Source organism: Enterococcus alishanensis, assembly GCF_019218635.1.
Classification (GTDB): domain Bacteria; phylum Bacillota; class Bacilli; order Lactobacillales; family Enterococcaceae; genus Enterococcus_A; species Enterococcus_A alishanensis.
Genome location: NZ_JAHUZB010000002.1, coordinates 272,813 through 295,946, shown reverse-complemented (window position 1 = coordinate 295,946; position 23,134 = coordinate 272,813). Strand labels below are relative to the sequence as shown.

The 23,134-nt window shown below is 34.0% G+C and carries 27 protein-coding genes; 3 read left to right on the top strand and 24 right to left on the bottom strand.

The window, feature by feature from the left end; all coding sequences use genetic code 11:
- Window positions 1-925: 925 nt before the first annotated feature.
- Entirely contained in the window at window positions 926-1,087 is a 162-nt protein-coding gene (locus tag KUA55_RS05100) for a hypothetical protein (RefSeq protein ID WP_218325102.1), read from the top strand.
- Window positions 1,050-2,648 carry a glycosyltransferase family 2 protein gene (locus KUA55_RS05095; protein WP_218325101.1) on the top strand — a complete coding sequence of 533 codons (1,599 nt, stop codon included), beginning with the start codon at window positions 1,050-1,052 and terminating at the stop codon, window positions 2,646-2,648. The genes KUA55_RS05100 and KUA55_RS05095 overlap by 38 nt, the downstream gene beginning before the upstream one ends.
- A 682-nt stretch (window positions 2,649-3,330) precedes the next feature.
- Here KUA55_RS05095 and KUA55_RS05090 read toward each other — a convergent pair.
- The 12 genes from KUA55_RS05090 to KUA55_RS05035 form a co-directional block, all read right to left on the bottom strand.
- On the bottom strand, window positions 3,331-3,564 hold the full coding sequence (locus tag KUA55_RS05090) for an InlB B-repeat-containing protein (RefSeq protein WP_218325100.1): 234 nt from the start codon (window positions 3,562-3,564) through the stop codon (window positions 3,331-3,333).
- 347 nt (window positions 3,565-3,911) lie between these two features.
- Window positions 3,912-4,556 carry a uroporphyrinogen-III synthase gene (locus tag KUA55_RS05085; RefSeq protein WP_218325099.1) on the bottom strand — a complete coding sequence of 215 codons (645 nt, stop codon included), beginning with the start codon at window positions 4,554-4,556 and terminating at the stop codon, window positions 3,912-3,914.
- Window positions 4,553-5,431 carry a hydroxymethylbilane synthase gene (gene hemC, locus KUA55_RS05080; RefSeq protein ID WP_218325098.1) on the bottom strand — a complete coding sequence of 293 codons (879 nt, stop codon included), beginning with the start codon at window positions 5,429-5,431 and terminating at the stop codon, window positions 4,553-4,555. Before hemC ends, KUA55_RS05085 begins: the two co-directional genes overlap by 4 nt.
- An 11-nt stretch (window positions 5,432-5,442) precedes the next feature.
- Complete coding sequence (locus tag KUA55_RS05075; protein ID WP_218325097.1) at window positions 5,443-6,270, bottom strand: formate/nitrite transporter family protein; 828 nt, start codon at window positions 6,268-6,270, stop codon at window positions 5,443-5,445.
- Window positions 6,271-6,284: 14 nt separating this feature from the next.
- Complete coding sequence (cobA, locus tag KUA55_RS05070) at window positions 6,285-7,229, bottom strand: uroporphyrinogen-III C-methyltransferase (RefSeq protein ID WP_218325096.1); 945 nt, start codon at window positions 7,227-7,229, stop codon at window positions 6,285-6,287.
- 2 nt (window positions 7,230-7,231) lie between these two features.
- Window positions 7,232-7,534 (bottom strand): nitrite reductase (NAD(P)H) small subunit, encoded by a 303-nt coding sequence (locus KUA55_RS05065; protein WP_218325095.1) that lies wholly within the window; start codon window positions 7,532-7,534, stop codon window positions 7,232-7,234.
- 1 nt (window position 7,535) lies between these two features.
- Window positions 7,536-9,968 carry a nitrite reductase large subunit NirB gene (gene nirB, locus KUA55_RS05060; RefSeq protein ID WP_218325094.1) on the bottom strand — a complete coding sequence of 811 codons (2,433 nt, stop codon included), beginning with the start codon at window positions 9,966-9,968 and terminating at the stop codon, window positions 7,536-7,538.
- A 103-nt stretch (window positions 9,969-10,071) separates the two neighbouring features.
- Entirely contained in the window at window positions 10,072-10,521 is a 450-nt protein-coding gene (locus KUA55_RS05055; protein ID WP_218325093.1) for a precorrin-2 dehydrogenase/sirohydrochlorin ferrochelatase family protein, read from the bottom strand.
- Window positions 10,502-11,197: a sirohydrochlorin chelatase gene (locus KUA55_RS05050; RefSeq protein ID WP_218325092.1), complete on the bottom strand. Its 696-nt coding sequence runs from the start codon at window positions 11,195-11,197 to the stop codon at window positions 10,502-10,504. The genes KUA55_RS05055 and KUA55_RS05050 overlap by 20 nt, the downstream gene beginning before the upstream one ends.
- Before the next feature lie 11 nt (window positions 11,198-11,208).
- The gene (locus tag KUA55_RS05045) at window positions 11,209-11,841 is read right to left on the bottom strand and encodes a response regulator transcription factor (protein WP_218325091.1); all 633 of its coding nucleotides are present in this window, start codon (window positions 11,839-11,841) and stop codon (window positions 11,209-11,211) included.
- Window positions 11,838-12,824: a sensor histidine kinase gene (locus KUA55_RS05040; RefSeq protein ID WP_246601401.1), complete on the bottom strand. Its 987-nt coding sequence runs from the start codon at window positions 12,822-12,824 to the stop codon at window positions 11,838-11,840. Before KUA55_RS05040 ends, KUA55_RS05045 begins: the two co-directional genes overlap by 4 nt.
- Window positions 12,825-12,830: 6 nt before the next feature.
- Window positions 12,831-13,259, bottom strand: a complete 429-nt coding sequence (locus KUA55_RS05035; protein WP_218325090.1) for a GAF domain-containing protein — start codon at window positions 13,257-13,259, stop codon at window positions 12,831-12,833.
- Between the two features lie 107 nt (window positions 13,260-13,366).
- On the opposite strand from KUA55_RS05035, the gene KUA55_RS05030 reads away from it, so the two are divergent.
- Window positions 13,367-14,854, top strand: a complete 1,488-nt coding sequence (locus KUA55_RS05030; protein ID WP_218325089.1) for an amino acid permease — start codon at window positions 13,367-13,369, stop codon at window positions 14,852-14,854.
- Between the two features lie 41 nt (window positions 14,855-14,895).
- Here KUA55_RS05030 and KUA55_RS05025 read toward each other — a convergent pair whose 3' ends face one another.
- The 12 genes from KUA55_RS05025 to KUA55_RS04970 form a co-directional block, all read right to left on the bottom strand.
- Window positions 14,896-15,183, bottom strand: a complete 288-nt coding sequence (locus KUA55_RS05025; protein WP_218325088.1) for a putative quinol monooxygenase — start codon at window positions 15,181-15,183, stop codon at window positions 14,896-14,898.
- A gap of 10 nt (window positions 15,184-15,193) precedes the next feature.
- Window positions 15,194-15,553, bottom strand: a complete 360-nt coding sequence (locus KUA55_RS05020) for a VOC family protein (protein ID WP_218325087.1) — start codon at window positions 15,551-15,553, stop codon at window positions 15,194-15,196.
- 126 nt (window positions 15,554-15,679) lie between these two features.
- Window positions 15,680-16,090, bottom strand: coding sequence for an Ohr family peroxiredoxin (locus tag KUA55_RS05015; protein WP_218325086.1), 411 nt, complete (start codon window positions 16,088-16,090; stop codon window positions 15,680-15,682).
- Window positions 16,091-16,196: 106 nt separating this feature from the next.
- On the bottom strand, window positions 16,197-17,498 hold the full coding sequence (locus KUA55_RS05010) for a DUF438 domain-containing protein (RefSeq protein ID WP_218325085.1): 1,302 nt from the start codon (window positions 17,496-17,498) through the stop codon (window positions 16,197-16,199).
- Window positions 17,499-17,729 (bottom strand): DUF1858 domain-containing protein, encoded by a 231-nt coding sequence (locus tag KUA55_RS05005; RefSeq protein WP_218325084.1) that lies wholly within the window; start codon window positions 17,727-17,729, stop codon window positions 17,499-17,501.
- 119 nt (window positions 17,730-17,848) lie between these two features.
- Window positions 17,849-18,388, bottom strand: coding sequence for a signal peptidase I (lepB, locus tag KUA55_RS05000; RefSeq protein WP_218325083.1), 540 nt, complete (start codon window positions 18,386-18,388; stop codon window positions 17,849-17,851).
- A 24-nt stretch (window positions 18,389-18,412) separates the two neighbouring features.
- Window positions 18,413-19,843 (bottom strand): S41 family peptidase, encoded by a 1,431-nt coding sequence (locus KUA55_RS04995; RefSeq protein WP_218325082.1) that lies wholly within the window; start codon window positions 19,841-19,843, stop codon window positions 18,413-18,415.
- 82 nt (window positions 19,844-19,925) lie between these two features.
- Entirely contained in the window at window positions 19,926-20,147 is a 222-nt protein-coding gene (locus KUA55_RS04990) for a YozE family protein (protein ID WP_218325081.1), read from the bottom strand.
- Window positions 20,148-20,150: 3 nt separating this feature from the next.
- Complete coding sequence (gene msrA, locus KUA55_RS04985; protein ID WP_218325080.1) at window positions 20,151-20,660, bottom strand: peptide-methionine (S)-S-oxide reductase MsrA; 510 nt, start codon at window positions 20,658-20,660, stop codon at window positions 20,151-20,153.
- Complete coding sequence (locus tag KUA55_RS04980) at window positions 20,660-21,265, bottom strand: YpmS family protein (RefSeq protein ID WP_218325079.1); 606 nt, start codon at window positions 21,263-21,265, stop codon at window positions 20,660-20,662. Before KUA55_RS04980 ends, msrA begins: the two co-directional genes overlap by 1 nt.
- Complete coding sequence (locus KUA55_RS04975) at window positions 21,266-22,123, bottom strand: SGNH/GDSL hydrolase family protein (RefSeq protein ID WP_218325078.1); 858 nt, start codon at window positions 22,121-22,123, stop codon at window positions 21,266-21,268. It abuts the gene before it with no gap.
- A gap of 85 nt (window positions 22,124-22,208) precedes the next feature.
- On the bottom strand, window positions 22,209-23,048 hold the full coding sequence (locus tag KUA55_RS04970) for a DegV family protein (RefSeq protein ID WP_218325077.1): 840 nt from the start codon (window positions 23,046-23,048) through the stop codon (window positions 22,209-22,211).
- Window positions 23,049-23,134: the final 86 nt, after the last annotated feature.

Sequence of the window (23,134 nt, the reverse complement as noted above, 5' to 3'; positions counted from 1 at the left end):
ATGGATGTTTTTCTTTGAATAATACAAAACAATCCACTTAAATTATTTAAATAGTATTAAAACTACTTTCTTTTTCAAAATTGCTCAGGTGTTTATATTTCCCCCTAAAAAAACAACTATCAGTTTTTATTTTTTTTTACAAAATATGCAATTTTTTGAACACGGTTATTTTAATAAAAAAATGACACAACCGATCTGCATCTTTTCACAATTTTCTAAATTCTTATAAAAGTTACACATCTAAATAGTTTAATTCTCAATTCATCCTTCAGAGGAATAGTAAAAAGAAGCTACCAAAATAACTTTAGCTATTTTTATCAACCATAACTACTAAACTTCCGACTGTAACAAGCATTCCTGCGTATACATAGTCTGTCCGCCAGTAATCTTCTGAAGCGGCTTGCCACAGTCTTCCATTCCTAGACCACTTCAATAGAAATAATTAACCTAACAAATATCAACATAATTAACCCGTCTAGTGACTCCACTAAAAAGAAATAAATCGATGCTGCTGCAACATATAGCAAAAACATAGGTTCGATGATGGCATGTACAATTTTTAAATGAAATGGTTCCTTTGTATCATTTGATTTCTAAAAAATTTTATCAATTTTTTTATTTTATAGATGGTTTTTTTCATAATAAACAATATATTAGGCTACAAAAAGGCCAGTACATTTAATATTGAAGAAAAAAGAGTGCTTTTTTTCATTGGAAATGTTTCATATCCTGACAAGGTTTTTTATTTCTAAAAAAAAGTATTTTTACTTCAATATTTCTAGAAAAACTATACTTTATATATAGATAAAAATTTGTTTTTCTAAATAAAAAAACTATGTAAACGGATTCAAAAAGCACTTTATGTTTAAAAAATATGCAATTATAAAAATTGCTATTGAAACATGCTCGCAAAGGAGGAGGAGGATTGGACTTTTTAGTAACACTATTTGAGAATGATCTACACTCTCTATATTTAATGAAAAATCCGATTTTATTAGGATTATTAATTGTAGCAGTGTCTGTTTTATCGTTGAAAGGAATTGGACAAATTGGAAAAGGAAAAAAACACAATAAAAAAGAACTGTAGTCTATATATATGGATATTGATTGCATGGGGAATTTTAAGTGCTTTCGGTTTAATTACTTTCATTACAACAATTATTCAGAACAAAGCCATGAATGTATCTATCTGGACCATTATTCTTTTAATGGTAAATACTGTTTTCATCTTATATTTTTGGTTAAATGGAACGAAAGATATTGTTTATATTTTCTTTTATCAGTTTAAATATAGAAAATTGCAAAAACAAGAACTGAAGGTATTAGAAACAGATGTACTACCTCAATACAAGGATACTCGTGTTCTGTTGCTTTACTGTACTTGCAATGATTTTATAGAAGACAGTTTAACTACTTCTATGAATCAACAATATTCAAATTATAAAACAGTCATCCTTGATGATTCCAGCGAAGATCAATACAAAGAACGAATTGATACTTTTGCTCAACTCCATTCAATTGAAGTTGTAAGAAGAGAGGATCGTGAAGGATACAAGGCTGGTAATCTGAATAATTATCTAGTGGATCGAGATGATTATGATTTTTTTGTTATTTTAGATAGCGATGAAATCATTCCAGAAGATTTTATTACTAAATCCTTACATTACTTTTCCTATTATCCAGAAATAGGACTATTACAAGCTAATCACATATCAACAAGGAACAAAACGAAATTCATGGAACGTTTTTCTGTAGGAGTAGATGCACATTGGCCAACTTATCAAGCAATGAAAGAAAGATATGGATTTATGTCATTTTTGGGACATGGAGCAATGATTTCTAGAGAATGCTTTAAAGCAGTGGGACAGTTTCCACATCTTGTTGCAGAAGATTTATGCTTTTCTATAGAAGCAAAAATTAAAGGCTATTTTACAGCTTTCTCAACTTATATTGTATGTGAAGAAGAGTACCCTGTAGACTACTTCGCTTTTAAAAAAAGGCATCTGAAATGGACAGGCGGAAATTTAGAATTTATTAGTAACTATGCAAAAAAATTAATGTTTAGCAAAAATTTACGCTGGTTTGAAAAGTTAGATGTTGTTCTATTCACATTTAGTTTACCAATGTCTACAGTTTTCTTTTTATTTTTGATTATCAATTTAATTCTCCTGCCAGTATTGGGTGTGAGCGCAGGGTATCCGCTATGGTTAATGACACCGACAATTATATTCTTGTATGCGCCAACTATTAATGACATGGTCTATTTATTAGGCCGTTATCCAATTCTAAAAAGCCTTGGATACTTATTTTCTGCCTTTCTTCTTTATGGTTCATTATATTGGATCAGTTTTTATGGAGCGACCAAAGCATGGATTGGGATTAAACCGAAATTCATTGTAACGCCAAAAGAAAATCAGCAATATTCATTATTAGAAACCATAAAAGGTAACATCCAAGAAATCATATTTTCTTTTGGGTTAGTGATCTTGTCCGTGTGGTTTACTAAAAGTCTATTGCCAATCATTTTAATTGTGCTGCCTAGCCTATCAGGCATCTATCTAACTTCTTTATGCAAAAAAAGTGACAAAAATAAAAATGATGAAGGAAAAGTTACAGACCTAATAAATAATGAAGAAATGATTGAATAATCTTAAAATGATAATTCTTTGAATTTTTACTTTTTAAAGAATCTTCCACTGAACATATTCAAAGAGATTTTAAAAAAATTCAGAAACTAGAGAAATCATATTTAATTTATCGCTACTCGAATAAGTTAGAGATATTTAAAAATGTACATCTCTTAATAGTGGGTTTGAGGCACCATCTTATAAAGACAATTGGATCATACTATTTCTTTTCGATTTATAAACTTCTGCCAGAATTAAATAATGAATTAATATAACTACGTTTTTTAAGATTTCAAGTCCTCTTTTAAATGAGGGCTTTTTTTCAACACAGTCAGTTCAACAATTTGAAACTGTTAAACCGTTATAAGCAAAAATATCGCTGTGGAAGCCTCTACAGATAAATTCACACATTATTAATTTTTTTCAAATCATAATATAATATCATAATTAGAATATACATTTTGATTATGATGCGCCTCGCTCGGTTCATTTCATAGTAACTTCCCCCATTACAAACATAAACAATATATCTAAATAAAGTATTATCTTTACCATACAATAATACATAAAGTCAGACCCTAAAGTCTAATTTACATTTGATAAGTTACTAATTGAAGTAACTCTTCTTTAGTAATTTCAAAAAATTTAAATGAGTATTTTCCCATTAAATCATCTGATTCAAATCAAATGATAAAAAACAAAACTATTGAGCATATAACGTGATACTTTCATCTACTTCTGCCAAATTTTTCATGCTAACTTTATCTTCATAGGTATCGCCTGAACCATCTGAATTAGTAGTCCAACCAGTAAAAAAGTCGCCTGATGGTTTATGCTGATTCATATTTAGATTTGTATCTTTATCGTAGGAGACTGTTTGGTTATTCATGGTTTCAGTAGCATCTGCAGCATTTTTATCAAAAATTCCAAGATACAATTAAGTAAAGAAATCACTAGATTAATTATCATTTTCACTCAAATATATAGTCTATACAAGAATTTATTAATCACTTTTTAAATATACTAATATTAAAAATAATGATGTTTCCACATATTTTTTTATATTTAAATCAATTTAAATATTTTAAATTTATTTGGAAAATATTTAGAATATTTTTTTAAAAAATTTTGCAAATAAAAAACAATGAAACTACAAAAAAATACTTATCCAAATATTAATTAATTATTTTAATATATTTTTGCGTTAAATAATGACTGAAAGAACGAACTTCAATTTATGATATAAAAAAATGACTTTCAAAAGTTAGAATGGTCATCTAACTTTTAAAAGTCATTTTTTAAATTAATACATGCTTTAGGAAAATCCGCCAAAATAGCTTCCTTAGTTGTTTCGCCAATCACAATGAATTCTAAATCTTCGAAGTCTGAATTTACATAATAAAATCGTTGCCATGCAGATGGGCTTGTCAGATAAACAGCACTTATAGAATGTTCCATTAGTAACTTTTTTAAAAAATTTTGATCCTCGTGAGTAAAATCATTCTCGTATGCAACATATGAATAAACATTGTCTGTTTTTAAAAAGTTTTCCAAAAACTTGTCTGCTAGTTGGCTTTTGGGATAAAAAATACTTGTACGTTCAGGATATAATTTTTTCCAACTTGTTAACATAGCTTTTTTTGTTTCTATAGGACTAACAAAATCAGGATTATAACCATATTTTTTAACTTCGCTTGCAGTTTTTTTCCCAATAGCTGCAATTTTTATATCTTTTGGCGCAACAGATAAAATTGTTTTCACTGGAGCTTGACTCGTGAAAAAAACCCACTGACTTTTCTCTAATTCATTGATTGCTTCAACTGATAATGGAAGAATCTTTATCACACTTAATGGAGCGACTAATGTTTGATAACCTAGATTTTCAAAAAAAATACGATCTGGGTGATTTAATCCTTTTCCACGTGTCAATAAGATAGTTTTTTCATGGCTTTTTTTGCTAGTGATAACGGATCACTCCCTGTTAAGACAACTTTTTCACCATCAGATTCACGGTTTTCTGCTAAAAAGCCATAAAAACACCATTCTCCATCTGCAAGCTTTTTAGCATAAGCACCAATCGGCACATCACAATTTCCATCCATTTGTTCTAGTAAATATCGTTCAGCCAGTGCCGCCTGATAGGTTTCTAAGTGATTGATTTTAGATAATAATTGACATAACTCATTATCATTTTTACAACATTCTATTCCTAAAATACCCTGACCAACAGCAGGCACACAAATCTCTGGAGCTAATATTTGATACTCATCAAGAATATCAAAATAATTCATTCGTTCTAAACCTGCGCAAGCCAACACTGTGCCATCCAAGTTTTCCGTTACCATTTTTTTCAGGCGAGTTTCAATTTTTCCACGAATAGGTACGAAGCGCATCTGTGGAAATTGATTAGCTAATTGTTTTGCACGTCTAATACTGCTAGTTCCAATAGTTAAAGGTCGATTCAAATCCACCTCTTCTTTTAAAATCAAACAATCTAAAGCAAGAGCTCTTTGAGGAGTTGCCGCTAATAATAAATCCGATGGCAATTTTGCAGGCATATCTTTTAAACTATGGACAGCAAAATCGATTAACCCCTGCTGAAGTTGATATTCAACTTCTTTAACAAAGACACCTTTACCACCAATTTTTGTGAGATCTGCTTTTTGTAAACGATCACCTTTAGTTGATAAACCAACAACCTCACATTCAATTTCAGGTGCGACTGCTTTTAGTAAATCGATCACAATTTGGGTTTGTCTCATAGCCAAAGGACTTTTTCGTGTGCCTACTCTTAATTTTTTCATGGATACCTCTTTTATTTTAATCTCTCACTTATTATAGAAGAAGATTCGTCATTATCCAATTCTTTTGCTGGTTCCTTCATGCCGACTTTAAAGGCTAAGAAATACATACCCGCTAAAATCACGCCTCCACCAACAAGGTTCCCTAACCAAACAACAACTAGATTGACAATATATTGATTCATCGTTGCACCACCGGCAAATATTCCCGCAGCAATTAAAAACATGTTAGCCACTACGTGCTGATAACCAGCAATGACGAAGCCAGCAATTGGCAAAAATGTCCCCATAATTTTACCAATAAAATCTTTTGCTGCCATATTCATATACACACCTGTACAAACCAAAATATTACAAGCAATTCCTGATAAAAAAGCTTGCAAGGGTGCGTCAGCAATTCGACCTTGCGCTACAGCAATCGTTCTTTCCACAAAAGGGCCTTGCAACGTATTGGATAGATAACCAAAGAAAAAGGCTACCGCAACTGCACCTACTAAATTGAAAACTGTCACTAAAAACATATTTCTGACCCACTGCTTCAAAGTAATTGCTTTCGCATACAATGCCATCGAGACAGAAAGCATATTACCGGTGACTAATTCACCACCAACTAATAATAAACAAATTAAACCAAATGGAAACATCAATGCACCCATTAAATTAACAAAAGTATCCCATTCAGCTGGCATAGATCCCATTGTTCGAATCATTGCAACACCAGCGACACCAATAAAAACTCCTGCCATGATACTTAAAACTGCTGTTGTTAAAAAACCATAATTTGCTTTTGCTGTTCCTCTTTTAATTGCTTCATCGACTAATTCTTTTGGCGATAATGACAAGTTGCCACTTCCTTTCAAGTTTGATAAAGTTCTTTTGCTTTTTTATCTACAAAAATAACTTCATGGTACGATTGTTCTGCCAAATATCTTTCAGAAATACTATCAAAACGAAGATCTCGTTTTTCGCCTACTTGTTGCCACCAAACATCTGCACCTTTTTCAGTGTAAGCAATTAATTCTGATATTTCAGGAGATCTTGTACTAACTAATAAGACACGCTGACCATATTTTGGTAGCTGTTGAAACCAATTATAACTAGCTTCATTAGAAACCACCTCGCCAACAATAATCATTGCTGGATTAGTTATTTTTTGCTTTTCAATTAAGTCTTCAATTGTTAGTAATGTACCCACTGCTTTTTGTTGACGGCCGTATGTCCCCCAACTTATGGCACAAATTTTTGTGTCAGGTAAAAAGCCCTGATTGATTAAATGCGGAATAAATTTTTTTAATGCCTCTACACCCATGTATAAACAAATCGTTTGATTTTTTCCCATGACAGGAAAGTGATTTTCTTCACTTGTTTGGATACGCCCCGTCATAAAGGTGACCGATTGCGCTTGTCCTCTTTCAGTCAAAGGCATGCCGTTATAGACAGCTGTACCACTAGCAGCGGTTATTCCCGGAATAACTTCAAAAGAGATATGATTTTCTTTACAAACAGCTAACTCTTCTAATAATCTACCAAAAATCGCGGGATCGCCGCCTTTTAAACGTACGACCCGTTGATTTTTATTCCCATAAATAGTTAAAAGTTGATTAATTTCTGTTTGTTTCATGCTGGCAACGTAAGGCGTCTTACCCACATAAATAAATTGACATGTTTTTGAACAATGAAATAATAATAATGGATTAACTAGACGATCATAGATAACAACGTCTGCTTCTTGCAATCTTCTTTGACCCTTGGCCGTAATTAATTCCAAATCTCCTGGTCCACTACCCACAAAAGAAATCATTGTTACACCTCAATGTAAATATCATCCGCTAAAATTTCTACTGGATAAGTTTTTACTTGTCCTTCATCTGGTTCTTGAATTTTACCGTCAATCAATGAAATTTTAAAATCTCGCATTGGTTCATAAACATATTCACCTGAAACCATACCCTCTAAGATTGGCCCTTCGGTTAAAGGACAGAAGTCTGCTAAAGCATAGATATTTCCAGCAGTTGTTTCGAAAACTGCAATTTTTTGATTATTAATTTCGACTGAACGTCCCACCCTTGGGATTAAATTTGATTTTTTAGTTGCTAATACTCTCATCTTATTCTCCCACCTTTACAACTTCTGGACGATCAATAGTATACATTTTTTCTCTCAAATCAGGATTACGAAGGACTACTCCCCAAGTGTCCTTACGACCTTTCGCAGCTGATGCACGATTTAAGTCTTTCCACAAATCCTTGCGTTTTTCTGGATCTAATAAAACAGACTGAACGTTTTCAAAGCCCATTCTTTCTAACCAAGGTGCTGTTCTTTCAGCATAGATGCCAGTTTCGCGATAATACTGCATCATCGCACCACAAATATCAACAACTTCTTCTTCCGTTTCTGCCGTAGTTAACAATTGTGCTGCTACTAATTCGGTTCCACCATTCCCACCAATATAAATTTGGAAACCATTTTCTACACCAATAATGCCGAAATCTTTAACAGCAGATTCTACACAACTTCTTGGACAACCAGAAACACCCACTTTAAATTTATGAGGTGTATCAATATATTCAAATTCTTCTTCTAATTTTACACCTAGCCCCATCGTATCTTGGGTACCAAAGCGACAGAAACTTTGACCAACACAAGTTTTCACTGAACGGAAAACTTTCCCGTATGCTTGAGCAGCTACCATATCTAATTCTTCCCAGATTTGTGGCAGATCTTCTTTCTTCACGCCGTATAAACCAATTCTTTGGGAACCAGTAACTTTTACTAAAGGTACATTGTATCTTTCAGCAACCTGTGCTAATTTCATCAATTGCTGTGGAGAAGTTTGACCCCCACGCATTCTTGGAACAACTGAAAATGTCCCGTCTTTTTGAATATTAGCGTGCATTCTTTCATTGACTACTCGTGAAGTACTCTCGTCTTGGTGCTCTTCTGGCCAAGCAACATTTAAATAGAAGTTAACGGCCGGACGGCATTTTGGACAACCTTCTGGATTTTTCCATTCTAGTGCTTCATAGACTTCTTTAGTTGAAGTTAAGTGTTTGGCATAAATTTGAGTTACAATTTGATCGCGATTCAAATCAGTACAAGAACAAATTCCGGTTGCAGCAGTCACTGCGTCGCCTAGTTCATGTTCCAATAAAGCTTGAATTTGTGGTTTACATTTTCCACATGAAGTTCCTGCCTTTGTAACTTTACCAACCTCAGCTACACTTGTCAGACCCTTTTCACGAATGGAACGTAAGATTGCACCTTTTTCTACGCCGTTACAGCCACAGACAGTTTCATCGTCATCCCAATCGACAACACTTTCGGCGCCCCCAAGATTTTCACCAATCGCCTGTAAAACAGCAATAGTTTGCAAGTCTTCAATCGGTTGCCCTTTTTTCATCATATTGTAGTAGCGGCTACCTTCATCTGTATCACCATATAAAACGATTCCTTGAATTTTTCCATCTTTCAAAAAGATTTTTTTATATTTACGAGAAGCACTATCATAAGCTTCAATACTGTCTAAATCATCCGTATTCAAAATATTCCCTGCCGAATACAAATCAGCACCAGAAACTTTTAAAGAAGTGAAAGTTTTAGAACCTTGATAAGGTTTGATCTCTTCTTGATCCGTTAAAAGATTGGCTAAAACCTTGCCTTGTTCATATAAAGGTGCCACCAATCCATAAGCAATACCATTATGTTCAGCACATTCACCAACGCTATAAATATCTTTCTGACTTGTGTGCATGAAATCATCTACCACAATCCCACGGTTGACTTCTAAACCAGCCTCTTTCGCTAATTCAACAGCTGGACGAATACCGATTGACATCACAACTAAATCCGTTTCAAGTTCTTCGCCATTAGAAAATTTTAGTCCTGTTACATGATTGTCACCTAATATTTCTTGGGTAGCGTATTCAATCAAAAAGTTCAAACCTTGATCTTCTAACTCAGCTTGCAATAATTTACCTGCTTTTTCATCTAACTGAGTTTCCATCAACCATTTTGCTAGATGAACAACGGTAACTTCCATTCCCTGTTCTTGTAATCCTTTAGCGGCTTCTAATCCTAGTAATCCGCCACCAATAACAACAGCTTTTTTATATTTTTCTGATGCTGCTAGCATTTCTTTCGTATCATCAATTGTTCTAAAAGCTACTACGCCTTCTTTATCAGCACCAGGTATTGGTAAAATAAATGGGTGTGAACCTGTAGCAATAATTAATTTGTGGTAGGGAATAACCAAACCTGATTCTGTAACGACACTTTTAATTTCTGAATCAATCCCTACAACTGGATCATCATTGATCAGAGCGATATCATTTTCATCATACCAACTAAGAGGGTTTGTGATGATTTCATCAACTGTCATTTTCTTTTGTAAAACATTAGACAACATAATACGATTATAATTAGGATATTCTTCTTTACCAATGATGGTAATCTCATACCGATCGGGATCTCGCTCAATAATTTCTTCTACCGTTCTGACACCCGCCATGCCGTTGCCAATAACGACTAAACGTTCTTTCATAATTTTCACCTCAGAATTATACTTTGTTAATATACTCACAATAAATGAAATAGATTTTAGATAATATAGGGGAATCCCCTATTTAATAAAAAAAGCCGCCAATTTAAATTGGCAGCTTTTCAAGTATATCCTTAATTTTGTTTTTAATTGCTTTGCTTCTTGTGGGAGACTGACCATGAGTAGTTATAGCTACTGAAAAATCCTTTTGCTTTAACAGTGCTAGGTTATAAAAGTTGCTGTTGTTTTTATCACTTGTATCATTTACCAATTGGGTGCTTGACGTTTCCTCTAAGATTTCTTGATTAACTTCTTTCTGGTTAGTACAAATAAAAACCATTTGAAAATCTGTAGTATCACCTTTTTGAAAAACTCTTTTTTGCCAACTGATTTTCCCTTCTGAAAATAATATTTCCAGTTGGTTTGTGATTTCTGGTGCAATAACCACAGGACAACTTCCTTCAGCCACCAAACCTTGCACTTTTCGGGTGCCAATCTTTCCGCCACCAAAGACAACAATTTTTATTTTTTCTAGATCAATTAGTACTGGATACATGCGCGTCCTTCAATCTCTCCCAAATAGCTGCTTTCAACGCTGGCTGATTTTCTAAAGTCGGTAGCCAAATATCGTCGTCACCATGAATTTCAGTTGTTTTTGTCTTAATTTTATTTAATAAAAAGCCTGAAGTCAGAAACAATGGTAAAACTATAAATTCTTCTGGGTGGTTAATTAAAAAGTCTTGATAGTTTCCTTCACCAATGTAGGAAGCAGGATAAATATTTCTACCACTTCTTAAACTAGCTTCATTTGCAATTCGACTTAGTTGTACATAAGGTTCTTGATAATGAGGCGTTCCATGAGCAATCAATAGAACAGCTGAATCTTCTTTTTTCTGTGAAATTTCTTCAACTACAAAATTCAAGACCGCTTCAGTAGTTCCTAAAGTTGGTAAAATACTAAAAGGGGTATCCATCAAATATTTTTTTGCACGTGTTGGCAAATCTTCATTAACATGCGTCGCTGCAAACAATAATACAGGTAAAAAAATAATCTCTTCAACTTTTTCTGTTTGCATTTTTTCCATAGCATCTTCTAATATTTGTTCTTCGCCTTCTAATAATCCAATTGCAGAAGGATTTTCTAATTGCGCTGCTACTTCTTCGATGATTGAAAAATTAGTCTTTGACAATTTTTCGCGTCTTCCATGTAAAACAAAAATGATTCCTTTCATCTTCATACCTCCTAAAAATCAACTAAATGGTGTTTCAAACTATACCTTAGCAAGCCAGCATAGTTCTCCAATCGCAATTTTTTACGAATATTTGCTTTATGAACTTCAACAGTCTTGACTGAAATAAATAACTTTTCAGCAATTTGTTTATTATTATATCCTAACGCAATAAGAGGTAAAATCTCTTTTTCTCGCTTTGATAAACTAGCATACAAAGGATCTTCCTTTTCTACGGCAAACTCAGATAGATCTTTTTTTGTATAGCCATCATAAAATATTTCTCCATTATAAACACGGCGAATTGCTTCTAATAATTTTTCATCGTCAGCAGCTTTTAATACAAAACCGTCAGCATTTGCTCCCAATGCTTCTTTTACATAAGAACGCTCATCATGCATCGTCAACATGATCACTTTTACTTCTGGAAAAGCTTCTTTTAATCGTTTTGTTGTCAACAGTCCATTCTCTCCCGGTGGCATTGAAATATCCATCAAAACAATATCTACTGGTTCATTTTCAACCTTCATAAAGACTTCGTGGCCATCAGCCGCATCGGCAACAACGTCCATATCTTTTTGCGCATTAATTAAAAAAGCCAAGGCATTTCTAATCATTGCATGGTCATCAGCAATTAAGATTTTCATTCCAAAACCTCCTTGATTGGCACTTTTAAAATAACTTTTGTCCCTTGTTGTGGTGCAGAAATTATATTCAGTTCTCCCGCAACAGCGTGTGCTCTTTCCTGCATGTTAATCAATCCAAATCCATTTTCCGCCCGTTTCAAATCAAAGCCTTCTCCTTGATCTTCGATGAGAACGTGCAGAAAATTATCGGTAAAGTTCAATGTCAATTCCACTTGGTTCACACCAGAATATTTCAATGAATTAACTACTGCTTCTTGAATAATTCGATAGGTTGAGATTCGGCTATTCTCACTTAAAGCCTCAAGTTTTCCTGTAACAGATAATGCAATTTCAAAACCTGTCATTTCAACTGTTCGCTCAACAAATTGTTCGATTGCCGGCACCAAGCCAAATTCATCAATCGTCATTGGACGTAATTCTCCAGCCAGATCTTTGACTTCTTTTAACACATCACTAAAATGATGATCAATTTCTTTTAATTTTTCACTTCGTAAAGAAGGATCGATCCATTTTAAATTACGTGTTTCCAACATTAGGCTATAAATACTTTGAGCAATACCATCGTGGAGATCTTGCGCTATTTTTTTCCGCTCGTTTTCACGGGCATTATTTAAATAGTTAAACATCGAATCACTTGGTTGGAGTAATGGACTTTTTTGAACTTCGATTTGAAGCATTGTTTTCCCTTGGTCCTTTTGTAAGCTCCCCCAAAATTCTTTTGGTTGTTGCTGATGATCCAATAAAACAAAAGGGAAGCCGTTTGCTGAAATTTCACCTTCCAATGGACAATTTAAGCATTCTTCTTTGGTACTATGTAGTGCACAACCCTTACCCTGACTGATTTCAATAATTTTTGTCAAATTTATTTGAAATTTTTCTTGTAGCTGTTCCGCTTTTTTCGTTCGAGCTAAAACGGTAGAACGATCATCCAGCAACCACAAAGCCTGTTTGATTTCACGAAATAAATTAGTGGTTACTTCCATAATATTTCACTCCTCTAATTTGCCTTTCAAAGCTTCACAAATCTGAATCAGCGATTCTTTATCGTTTTCTGAAAAATATTTTTCTTGGCGATACCCCATTAAGACCACCCCATAAACTTCTCGATTATCAATAATGGGGGCAGCTAATGAGGATTGAAGTTTTTCAGTACGAGCAATTGGATACTCCGCTAATTTATCTGTTTGGCTTAAAATATGATGTTCTTCATGCATTCTGCCTGTTTTCCAAACAATGCCAGCAATCCCTCGACCGACTCGTAAACGAATTTTTTGATAGGCTGTTCCCTGATTTCCAGCGACATGTAGCCAACGAATTTCAGTTGTTTGATTTTTTTCTGCAACATTTTCTGCGACGCCTAAAAAATCACAACCTATTTTCTTTCTTTGCATTTCTAACCAGCTATTGATTTCTATCATCAAAACTACTCCAATTCCCTATTTTTTTCTCGTTCACTTGTACTTTGTTACAAATATCACTAATATAAGAATCAGGTTTCGCTTATTAATCTTGGAGGCTAAAAATTATGAAGAAGGATCTTTCCTTACCTACCTTAATCCTAATTATTACAACCACTGTTTTTTCTTTTTCCAGTATGACTACCGCTTTTTTCATGATGGGCAGTAAGTCTCTCCCCTGGTTTTTAATTAGCGGTGCTTGTTACTTCATTCCTTATGCTTTAATTGTCGCACAGTATACTAAAAAATACGCTGATCGATCAGGAACTATTTTTGACTGGTTAAAAGAATCTTTGTCACCAAAGTTGGCTTTTATTACCGCTGCCTTATGGTATTGCAGCTATTTTACTTGGATGGTTAGTTTGTTCATGCGAATCATGATTCCATTTTCTATTTTACTATTTGGTAAAGATATTTCTAGTGCAGCCAGTTGGTTTGGCATTTCTAGCCAAATCTGGGTAGCTCTTTTATCGATTCTGTCAGTTTTCTTATTAACAGCTTTAAATACTCGTGGCTTTCAAGTGATAGTTTCTTTTTTGAAAATTTCAAGCTTTGCCATGGTCGGCTTACTAATCTTATCATTAATTAGTAATTTACTGATTATTAGCCGTCATCCTGCTGAGTTTTTCCCAAATATCATCGGTAGTATTCATGCGGATAGTTTTTTTACTGGCACAAATAACCAGTTTTTTTCACAACTACCATTTTTTATTTTTTCAATTACTGCTTTTGGTGGCTTAGATACTGTTGCTAGTTTAGCTGACCGCACAAAAAAAAGCAAAAGCCGGTTTCCTCGAGCAGTCATTATTGCTGCAGTAATTATTACTTTATTATACTTCATAGGTATTATTCTATGGAGTGGTGCGAATAACTTGGAGGCTTTAAGACAAACAAATCAGATGCATCTGGGTAATCTTATGTACGGTTTAATGGGTACAACTGCTAAAAACTTAGCTGTTAGTTTTAATTTTTCTAACAGTCAAACAGCACTACTTTATCAAATTTTTATTCGTTATACGGCGTTCACCTTGTTTGTTGCTTATTTAAGTTTGTTATCTTCAATTACTTTTGGGCCGTTAAAAAGTTTAATTCAAGGAACACCAAAAGAAATTTGGCCGAAAAAGTTTGTTTCATTAAATAGTAATCAGATGCCGGTTAATGCTTTATGGTTACAAGCCGTGTTGGTAGCTTTAGTGATTCTTACACTATCTTTAAATAATCAATTTTTAGGTAATCTCTACAATCAATTAACCTATATGACAAATGTCGCTCGTTCTATCCCATATTTTGTAGTTGCCATCAGTTTTCCATTCTTTATTCAAAAAAATATTGTCAGTGATCATGAGCGTTTAATTCAAAATAAAAAAAACAATTATTTATTGTCGATCAGTGTCTGTCTTTGTATATTGCTAGCAATTGGTTTTCAAATTTATCAACCTTTTAAATTAGGCAATTATGTTGATGGTTTCAGCTTGATTATTGGTCCGATTATTTTTGTTTTTCTCTCACGTTTATTATATCAACGTTTTGAAAGACGACAAGCTTTGCAACTATAGTTAATAGAGAACTATTTTGCCAATAGTTCTCTACTTTTTTATTATTCAGGATAAGCTATCTTTTTCAGTTCTTTATCAGCAGCTAAATACTGATCGATTTCAACAATAAATTTTTTCAAATGGGCTGTTTCATTATGCAAGTCAACAGCTGCTTGATCCCGCCAATTTTCTATAATCATAAACTGATTTTTCGTATCCAAGCTCTCTAAACAATCATAGAAAAGAGCCCCTTCATCTTGTCTAGATTTACTCACTAAATCCTCTACAAATACTAAAAATTCTTCTCGTTTTTCTGGTTTAACTTTCAACAAAACATTAATAATTATCATTGTTTTCCTCCTAATATTCTTGATGGCAGACGGCTTCAATATTATAACCGTCAGGGTCAATTACAAAGGCTGCATAATAGTTTTCATGGTAATTAGGACGAAGACCCGGTGCCCCATTGTCTCTTCCACCAGCATTAATTGCTGCTTGATAAAATGCATCAACAATTTCCTGTTTGGTTGTGCCAAAAGCTACATGAATTTTAGTTGGCTCGCTTTTTAAAATCCATAGATCCCCACCATCACTGGCACCATAGCAAATTCCGTGGTCCATTTCGATTTTTACCTGATAGCCTAAAGGTGCCAAAGCTTTTGAATAAAACTCTTTGCTTTTTGATAAATCAGATACACCTAAACTTAAATGATCAATCATTCTTATCCCTTCTCTCTTTACTAATTTATTTTAGTATAGCAAATTCAAAAAGATTACAGGAGTGATCATTACAAATTTATGCAAAAAAATCACAAGCCGATTACTCAACTTGTGATTGTTCATTTATTATTCAGCATCTAAAGTAATCTTTACATTACCTTTGATTGCTTTAGAATATGGGCAGATACCTTCTGTTTCTTCCATATATTTTAAAGTTTCTTCTTTAGACAAGCCATCGATTTTTCCAATTAAAGTCACTTCTAAATGTAAAGTATTAAAATCAGGCAAATCACCAAGTAAACCAACTTCAGCTCGGACAGAACGATGTAGATCCCCTTTACCATCACGTTCTAATGGGAAAACCATCGCGCCATTAAAACAAGCAGCAATTCCTGCTGCAAATAGTTCTTCAGGATTTGTATACCCCTCTTTTTTTGCACCAGTCGTTTTAACATCTAAATATCCTGTCACTGATTTACTTTCGCCTTCACGACCGCCTTCATTAACAACTGTTGATAGTGAGATTTTTTTTGCCATTTGAATCATCCTTTCTTGTCTATAAATTCAATATAGCATAAAAAAATTTTTTATTGTAATAAGCCGCTCGCATAGAACGTCTGCAAAACGTCATTATTAAACAAACTTATTCATCTAATAAACGATTTTGGCCTTCAATCTTTTGAATTTTAGTAATATCTTGAGTCACTTCTAAACAACCTAAGTATTCACCTTCTTGATCTTTTAAAGCAAAGTAGCGAATATAAACCTTCATCCCTTTCATATCGATCCAAAAATCAGCTGTTTCTCTCACACCTGCTCGAAAATCATCTAAAATTTGTTGCACAACATGCATACTTTTTGGCGGATGGCAGTTAATTACTTCTCGGCCTAAAACAGAATTTGTCCGTGGAAATACACGAGATTTTCCTTCAGAGTAAAAACGTACGATGTCATTTTTATCAACAAAGGTTAAGTCTACCGGCAATACTTGAAATATCGCAACCATTTCTTTTAGCTGTAATGAACCTGTCGGAAGACCAATTATTTCTGAGTTAGAGGTTATCGATTCTTCCATATTTTTAGTTAATTCTAATCCTGCAGCAATACCATCTGTGGTCTCTTTTGCTTGAGCAATTGCGATTTGCCTAGCCGGCTCTCTTTCGATTTCACTAGCCTTCGCTTTTTCACTAGCTTTCCATGGTAAAGGTTCGGGAATAAACGCATAGCCAATATCAAAACTATCAGCTGCAATTTTTTCCCAATCAGCTAAACTAAAGACATCTAAAGTCATCGGTACCATAATCTCTTCTTCTTTAAAAATCATTTCTTCAATTTCTGTTTTTAAAGCTGTCCACTTTTCAAAGAGCGGATTAAAGGCTGCTTTAGACGAATCAAGATAAGTAATTAATTCTTTTAGCATTTCCCGAATGTTATCGTCTACGCCCCACATTACTTTAGGTGGCGCTGTGATACCGTATTTTTCCATATAAGAAAAAATGATCGTTTCTTTGCGGGCATAATGTTTATCAATTTGTTTTAAATCAGTCAAGGCCGATAGCAAGCGCTCTTTTTGAGACCAATCGCCAGTTTTTATTTTCTGTAACAAATCATCCACTTCATCAGTCAATAACGATTGCAACACTTGATTTTCTAGCTTTAAGACAGCAACTGGATGTCCTGGTTGTTCATGCTCGTAATCAGAACGATGAATCTCATTAATGGAACCTTTAAAAACTGCCGCATGAATATTACATAATTTTTGAATTTCAGTCGGCGCTAGTCCACTTTGAATTAAAGCTTTTTCAGCTGCAGTAATTTCTGTCACATCGATACCATCAAATTCTTGATTAAACATCTCCTTGGCTTCTTCAAAAGAGCCTCCTTGGTGTAACAAAGATAATATTTCAACAATTTTCTCTTGTCTTTGTGCTTTAGTTTGATCCATTTAATCTACTCCTTTCACAATAAAACCAGCTTCTTCAAATTTTGTAACTATTTCTGCTAAAGGAATTTTTTTCATTTTTGCTCCTTTAGGTATTGTCATATAGCGGCCAGCTGTTTGAAGCATGCCTGGTTTGGCAATTTCTTTAAATCCATTAGCGGCCATTATGGTTTGAACTTCTGGAAAGTCTTTGACTATATCAAATAGAGTTCGCGATAAATCAATTTCTGGCATTTTATCCCTCCATATAATTAAGTATTTCACAAATATTGTAAACGTATTTTTATTGAAAAAATATAGGGATTTCCCCTATTTTTTTCACAAAAAAACTCTGAGACATTTAATCTCAGAGCTTAAGAAATAATTTTCATATCACTAAAAGGGTAATAAACAAACCTTGCTTTTCCAATAATTTCATCCGCCTTGACGGTTCCAAAAGAACGACTGTCTTTAGAGATTCGGCGATTGTCTCCTAAAACAAAATACTGATCTTCAGGTAAGCGATCCTCACCAATTAATTCTCGTAGCGTGAAATTTGTCGTATAAGGCATTTGCTTGCTTGCATTTTTCTTTTGTAAATACGGCTCGGAAACAGCTTGGTTATTCACATACAATATATCATCTTGATAGGTAATCTGGTCTCCTGGCAATCCAATCACGCGCTTAATATAAGTAGTTTGATCTGCTTGTTCGAAAACAACGACATCAAAACGTTTCACTGATGTAAATTTCTCCATGATTACCATATCGGACTGTTTCAAAGTCGGTGACATGGAATTACCAGTCACCGGTACAGGAATTAAAATGAAACCCCGAATAATTACGCCAAAAAATAAAGCAATTATCAAATATTTTAGACCTAACCATAAATATTCTTTTTTAAATCTTTTCATCTAATCTTTCCTTCTAATTTTATGTTAGGAGATTTTATTGATTTTTAACATATCTACCGCACTTTGATATGCTGTATCATTTTCTTTTACTAATTGAAAAATGCTTTCTTGAATATTCTTAGCTGTCGGCTCATCCACTACACCAGTTGCTTCCATATTATTATTGATTTGAATATCCTTGACTGCATCTAATGTTTGTTCATTAAAAGAATCACCACTTGTCTCGTAGCCTAAGGCAGCTAGCATTACATTAATATTCTTAATTACTTCACCATTATCACCAACTCGCCAGTTTGAGCTGGTAGAAATTGGTGGCAATTTGGCATAGTCAGGATAATCTGCTTGAATCGTTGGCTTTACTCCCGTCTGATCAATCGAAGAACCATCTGGTGTCAGCCAGTTCATGACTGTTAATTGTAAATAATTATTTTCACCAATTGGTAAGACATTTTGGATGGTTCCTTTGCCAAAAGTATTCACTCCAACTAAAGAAAAACCTTTATGCTTAACTGCCGCAGCCAATACTTCTGAACCAAACGCTGTTTCCTGATCTACTAGAAATACAGTCGGTTCAATTACCTTAAATCCGCTATCTATTTTACTACCAGCTTTTTCGGTTGATACCACCTCACCACGGGCTGAAAATTGTGCGATTGTATCACCATCCGATAAAAAGTAGCTGGCTACTCGTTCTGCTTCAGAAAGTAAATTCCCGGAGTTTTGACGGATATCAACAACAAAAGAAGTAGCTCCTTGAGTTCTTAAATCTTCAATCGTATTGCGAAATTCTAACGCAGTTGTCTCTCGGAAATTAGTTAATTCAACATAACCAATAGTCGGATTATCTGAATTAATTTCTCCCATGACCGTTTCATTGGGAACAACCTCTCTTTTTAAATCAACGCTAAATTCTTCTTCTCCACGACGAATCAACAAACTCACTTCTGTATCTTTTTTTCCCCGAATTTTATTTGCTGTCTCATCAATCGTCTGATTTTCAGTGGACTGACCATCGACAGCTAAAATAATATCTCCAGCTTTTAAAGACGCTTTTTCCGCAGGAGAATTTTTAATTGGAACACCTTCGATAACTGGCAAACGATCCTTTAAATTTATACTTGTCCCTATACCACCAAAATTGCTTGAAACAGACTCATCAATTTTTTTGGTTTCTTCAGCAGTTAAAAATTCTGAATATTCATCATCTAAAACGGCGGTCATGCCGCTTAGACCCCCTTCTACCAAAGCTTTTTTGCTAACTTCTTCCACATAATTCGTACTTATTAAATCATATAAATCCTGAACTTCATCTAAATCACTACGGGTCACTCGAACAACCGATTGATTCTGTACACTCGCTCTAGTTTCAATAAAATGAACAACAACTGCAGTAACAACCACAGTAAAAAAAAGTCCAACTAAAAAAATCGGTAGTGGAATCGTTCTTTTATGCAAAAAAAAACTCCTTTCATCCCTTTTTTTCATGATAGCATGTAAAAAAAAAAAGGAAAAGCGCTGTTTGGCTTTTCCCATAATTTTACTGATTATTTTCTTGATAATTGTCCCAAACTTGATCAAATAAATCCATCGATGAGAGATAGTTAACACTCAATTCTAGATAACTACTTAATTCATGATAGTCTTGTGACTGCTTAGGAAAGTTATTATCTTTTGCCACATTGGCTGCAAAATCCTCAACTGGATCACCTACATTGTGACCGCGTTGCGTCAATATATAATGATAGAAACTTCTACGCAAAATTTACCTCCAATTTTGATCTAGGAAATCTTCTCGAATGGCATGATTCTTTGAAAAATTCTCTGGCTCTTTTTGATAATAGTCTTGATGTTCCATTTCAGCAGCATAAAAAATTTGTGCCGGTTCAATCGTTGTGACAATTGGCTCATTAAAACGGCCACTGTCTGCCAAGGCTTGGCGACTTTTTTCCGCTGCACGTCTTTGTTCTTCACTTTGATAAAAAATCACTGGTCGATAATTGTCCCCGCGATCTTCAAACTGGCCAAAAGCATCGGTTGGGTCCGTTTGTTGCCAGTACACTTCTAACAATTTTCGATAACTAAAAATTGTCGGGTCAAAAGTAATTTCAACTGCCTCAGTGTGTCCCGTATCTCCTTTTTTAACTTGCTGATAAGTTGGGTTTTCAGTTGTTCCACCAGTATAGCCTGAAACAACTGATTCAATGCCCGCTAAACTATCAAATGGCTGAACCATACACCAAAAACAGCCGCCAGCAAAGATTGCTTTTTCCATTACTCACCATCTCCTTCATCTGACGGTAAGTATAAACTAAATTGAATATCGTCGCCAACTAAATCAATATGATCTGCTTTCACGTACATATCGTTTTGCAGTTTAAATTGATTTAATTTGATCGTCATTGTTTGCTCACTAGGATTGACTTCCACCCATTCAGGAAAATCATAACTTTTTTCAACCAAGGACATAACTTGCTGCACTGGAAAATTCAAAGTTCCGATGGATAAATCAGTTGCTTTTAATTGGACATTGCCATTCGTCATCACATACGGTTCAAAATAAAGACTGAACTCTACTTTTGTCCCTAAAATCGGAAACTCTCCAGTTAATAAAGCCTCATCTTCTAAATAAAACTGATATTTAACATCGGAATCTTTTTGAAAATTATTTAAAAAATAAGACATTAAAGTGTTCAATTTTTTCTTATTCGTGTTCATGGTTACTACTGACGTACCTTTTGTGACGGTCACTTCACTAGCTGGTGGTAGATTGGTTTCTCGTTGAGAAAAGATTCTAGTACCTAAAAAAATACCACTGCCTAAGATCAGACCTATTAATATCAAAAAAGCCCATTTCCATATATTTTTTGGTTTCTTCATTTATTCATTCTCCTTCAACAACCACAAATTATGACTCTTGACCATTTCCTGACTAATCGCCTCAGCCATGATGTGATAACCAGTATTATTAGGATGGAAACTATCATCGTCAGACAAGAGATTATTTTTGACTGAATTATCCTCACTATCAGAATTTGCGGTTTTATAACCTTTATAAAGTAAATCATTTACTGGAATAAAGAAAGTATTCTGATTATCTGCAATGATTTCTTTTGTTGATTCATTCCAATTATCAACAACTTCTTGCATAATTTTTATATTTGAAAAATTTAGATAATACGGATTATAAATACCAACTATGTAGATAGGTGCTTCTTTATTTAGCTCTCTAATCTCATCCATAATATCTTGAATATTGTTGTCGTATTTTTTTATTGCTCCGTTAAAAGCACTGGATTTTTTTGCGTTAATCTTTTTTTGGAAGCTTTGCATTAAATCATTACCCCCAACAGTAATACTTATCAAATCAGCACTAGCAAGACTTGTTTGCAAATCATCATCCTTTTTGATTCGTTTTAAAATTTGATCACTGCGTTCACCCGCAACTCCAAAATTTTCATTTTGGACAGTAGACAAATCATAGTGTTCCTTTAATTCATTAGCTACTATTGGCACATAACCACCATCACCGGTTTCATCACCTACACCTTCAGTCAAAGAATCTCCAACAGCAACAAAATGGATCGTTTCTTTATAATTTTGCTTTGTATTATCCGCAGAAAATTTTAACTTTGGCTGGGCCTTAGGTAAGAGCAGATTTAAACTAAGCAAAACTATCAATGCTGTAATAATTGGAACAATAACTGGTAGAAATTTTTTTATATTCACGCTTTTCATTTAGAGAAGATGCCTCTTTTCATTGATAATTTTACAAATAAAGCTGAGCAAAAGTCGCTAGGACTTTGACTCAGCTCCAAAATTTTTATTCAGTATAATACATGATGGCAAAAGCTTCTTTACCAGCATGTGTCGCTACAATTGGATTTGTATGCAGAACTGGAATTTCCATATCAGGAAACATTTCTTGTAATGCTTGTTTGGCTTCTTCAATGAATTCTGTTTTGCCGGTATGTGAGATACCGATTTTTCTAATGGTAAATTTACTTAATTCATCTTTGAAATTTTCAAACCACTTGGTGAAAGTTTTTTTCCCTCGGCCTTTAACGATGGGCGTGAGTAACCCATTTTCTAATTCCATAATCACTCGCATGTTTAATACGTTTGAAATAACACCTTTGGCTCGAGAAACCCGGCCACCTTTTACCAAATTATCTAGCGAAGAAATACCAATAAACAAATAGCTATTTTCCTTAATTTTACCAATAGCTGCTAATATTTCTTCAACTGATGCACCATTGTTTGCCATTTCAGCTGCTCGAATAACTTGAAAAGATAATCCTTGATCAATGAAACCACTATCAATTACAGTGACATCACTACTAGTTAAAAAAGTTGCTTGGCGAGCTGCTTCAACAGTCCCACTTAAAGTATGAACCATATGAATAGAAATAATTTGGCTACCATCTTTACCCAATTCATCATAAAGTTCAGCAAAATAACCAATTGGTGGCTGACTAGTTTTAGGTAAACTCTTTGCCCCTGCCATCATATCCATAAATTTTTCGCCACTTAAATTATCATCATCGGGATAAACCACATCATCAATCATCACTGATAATGGAATCATTGTAATATTTAAATCATCCCGCACACTTTTTTCAATGGTACAAGACGAATCGGTAACTATTTTTACTTTAGACATCTCTATCCTTCTTTCTCATAGAACATTTACACATTTACCAGTATAACAGACACGCAAAAATAAATCATTGGTCGCGAAGTCTTCTT

Bases quoted from the DNA above. Each gene is read 5' to 3' on its own strand.
- hemC (WP_218325098.1), bottom strand. From the start codon at position 5,431: ATGAAAAAATTAAGAGTAGGCACACGAAAAAGTCCTTTGGCTATGAGA.
- cobA (WP_218325096.1), bottom strand. From the start codon at position 7,229: ATGATTTCTTTTGTGGGTAGTGGACCAGGAGATTTGGAATTAATTACG.
- KUA55_RS05065 (WP_218325095.1), bottom strand. From the start codon at position 7,534: ATGAGAGTATTAGCAACTAAAAAATCAAATTTAATCCCAAGGGTGGGA.
- nirB (WP_218325094.1), bottom strand. From the start codon at position 9,968: ATGAAAGAACGTTTAGTCGTTATTGGCAACGGCATGGCGGGTGTCAGA.
- KUA55_RS05055 (WP_218325093.1), bottom strand. From the start codon at position 10,521: ATGTATCCAGTACTAATTGATCTAGAAAAAATAAAAATTGTTGTCTTT.
- KUA55_RS05050 (WP_218325092.1), bottom strand. From the start codon at position 11,197: ATGAAAGGAATCATTTTTGTTTTACATGGAAGACGCGAAAAATTGTCA.
- KUA55_RS05045 (WP_218325091.1), bottom strand. From the start codon at position 11,841: ATGAAAATCTTAATTGCTGATGACCATGCAATGATTAGAAATGCCTTG.
- KUA55_RS05040 (WP_246601401.1), bottom strand. From the start codon at position 12,824: ATGGAAGTAACCACTAATTTATTTCGTGAAATCAAACAGGCTTTGTGG.
- KUA55_RS05035 (WP_218325090.1), bottom strand. From the start codon at position 13,259: ATGATAGAAATCAATAGCTGGTTAGAAATGCAAAGAAAGAAAATAGGT.
- KUA55_RS05030 (WP_218325089.1), top strand. From the start codon at position 13,367: ATGAAGAAGGATCTTTCCTTACCTACCTTAATCCTAATTATTACAACC.
- KUA55_RS05025 (WP_218325088.1), bottom strand. From the start codon at position 15,183: ATGATAATTATTAATGTTTTGTTGAAAGTTAAACCAGAAAAACGAGAA.
- KUA55_RS05020 (WP_218325087.1), bottom strand. From the start codon at position 15,553: ATGATTGATCATTTAAGTTTAGGTGTATCTGATTTATCAAAAAGCAAA.
- KUA55_RS05015 (WP_218325086.1), bottom strand. From the start codon at position 16,090: ATGGCAAAAAAAATCTCACTATCAACAGTTGTTAATGAAGGCGGTCGT.
- KUA55_RS05010 (WP_218325085.1), bottom strand. From the start codon at position 17,498: ATGGATCAAACTAAAGCACAAAGACAAGAGAAAATTGTTGAAATATTA.
- KUA55_RS05005 (WP_218325084.1), bottom strand. From the start codon at position 17,729: ATGCCAGAAATTGATTTATCGCGAACTCTATTTGATATAGTCAAAGAC.
- lepB (WP_218325083.1), bottom strand. From the start codon at position 18,388: ATGAAAAGATTTAAAAAAGAATATTTATGGTTAGGTCTAAAATATTTG.
- msrA (WP_218325080.1), bottom strand. From the start codon at position 20,660: ATGGAAAAAGCAATCTTTGCTGGCGGCTGTTTTTGGTGTATGGTTCAG.
- KUA55_RS04980 (WP_218325079.1), bottom strand. From the start codon at position 21,265: ATGAAGAAACCAAAAAATATATGGAAATGGGCTTTTTTGATATTAATA.
- KUA55_RS04975 (WP_218325078.1), bottom strand. From the start codon at position 22,123: ATGAAAAGCGTGAATATAAAAAAATTTCTACCAGTTATTGTTCCAATT.
- KUA55_RS04970 (WP_218325077.1), bottom strand. From the start codon at position 23,048: ATGTCTAAAGTAAAAATAGTTACCGATTCGTCTTGTACCATTGAAAAA.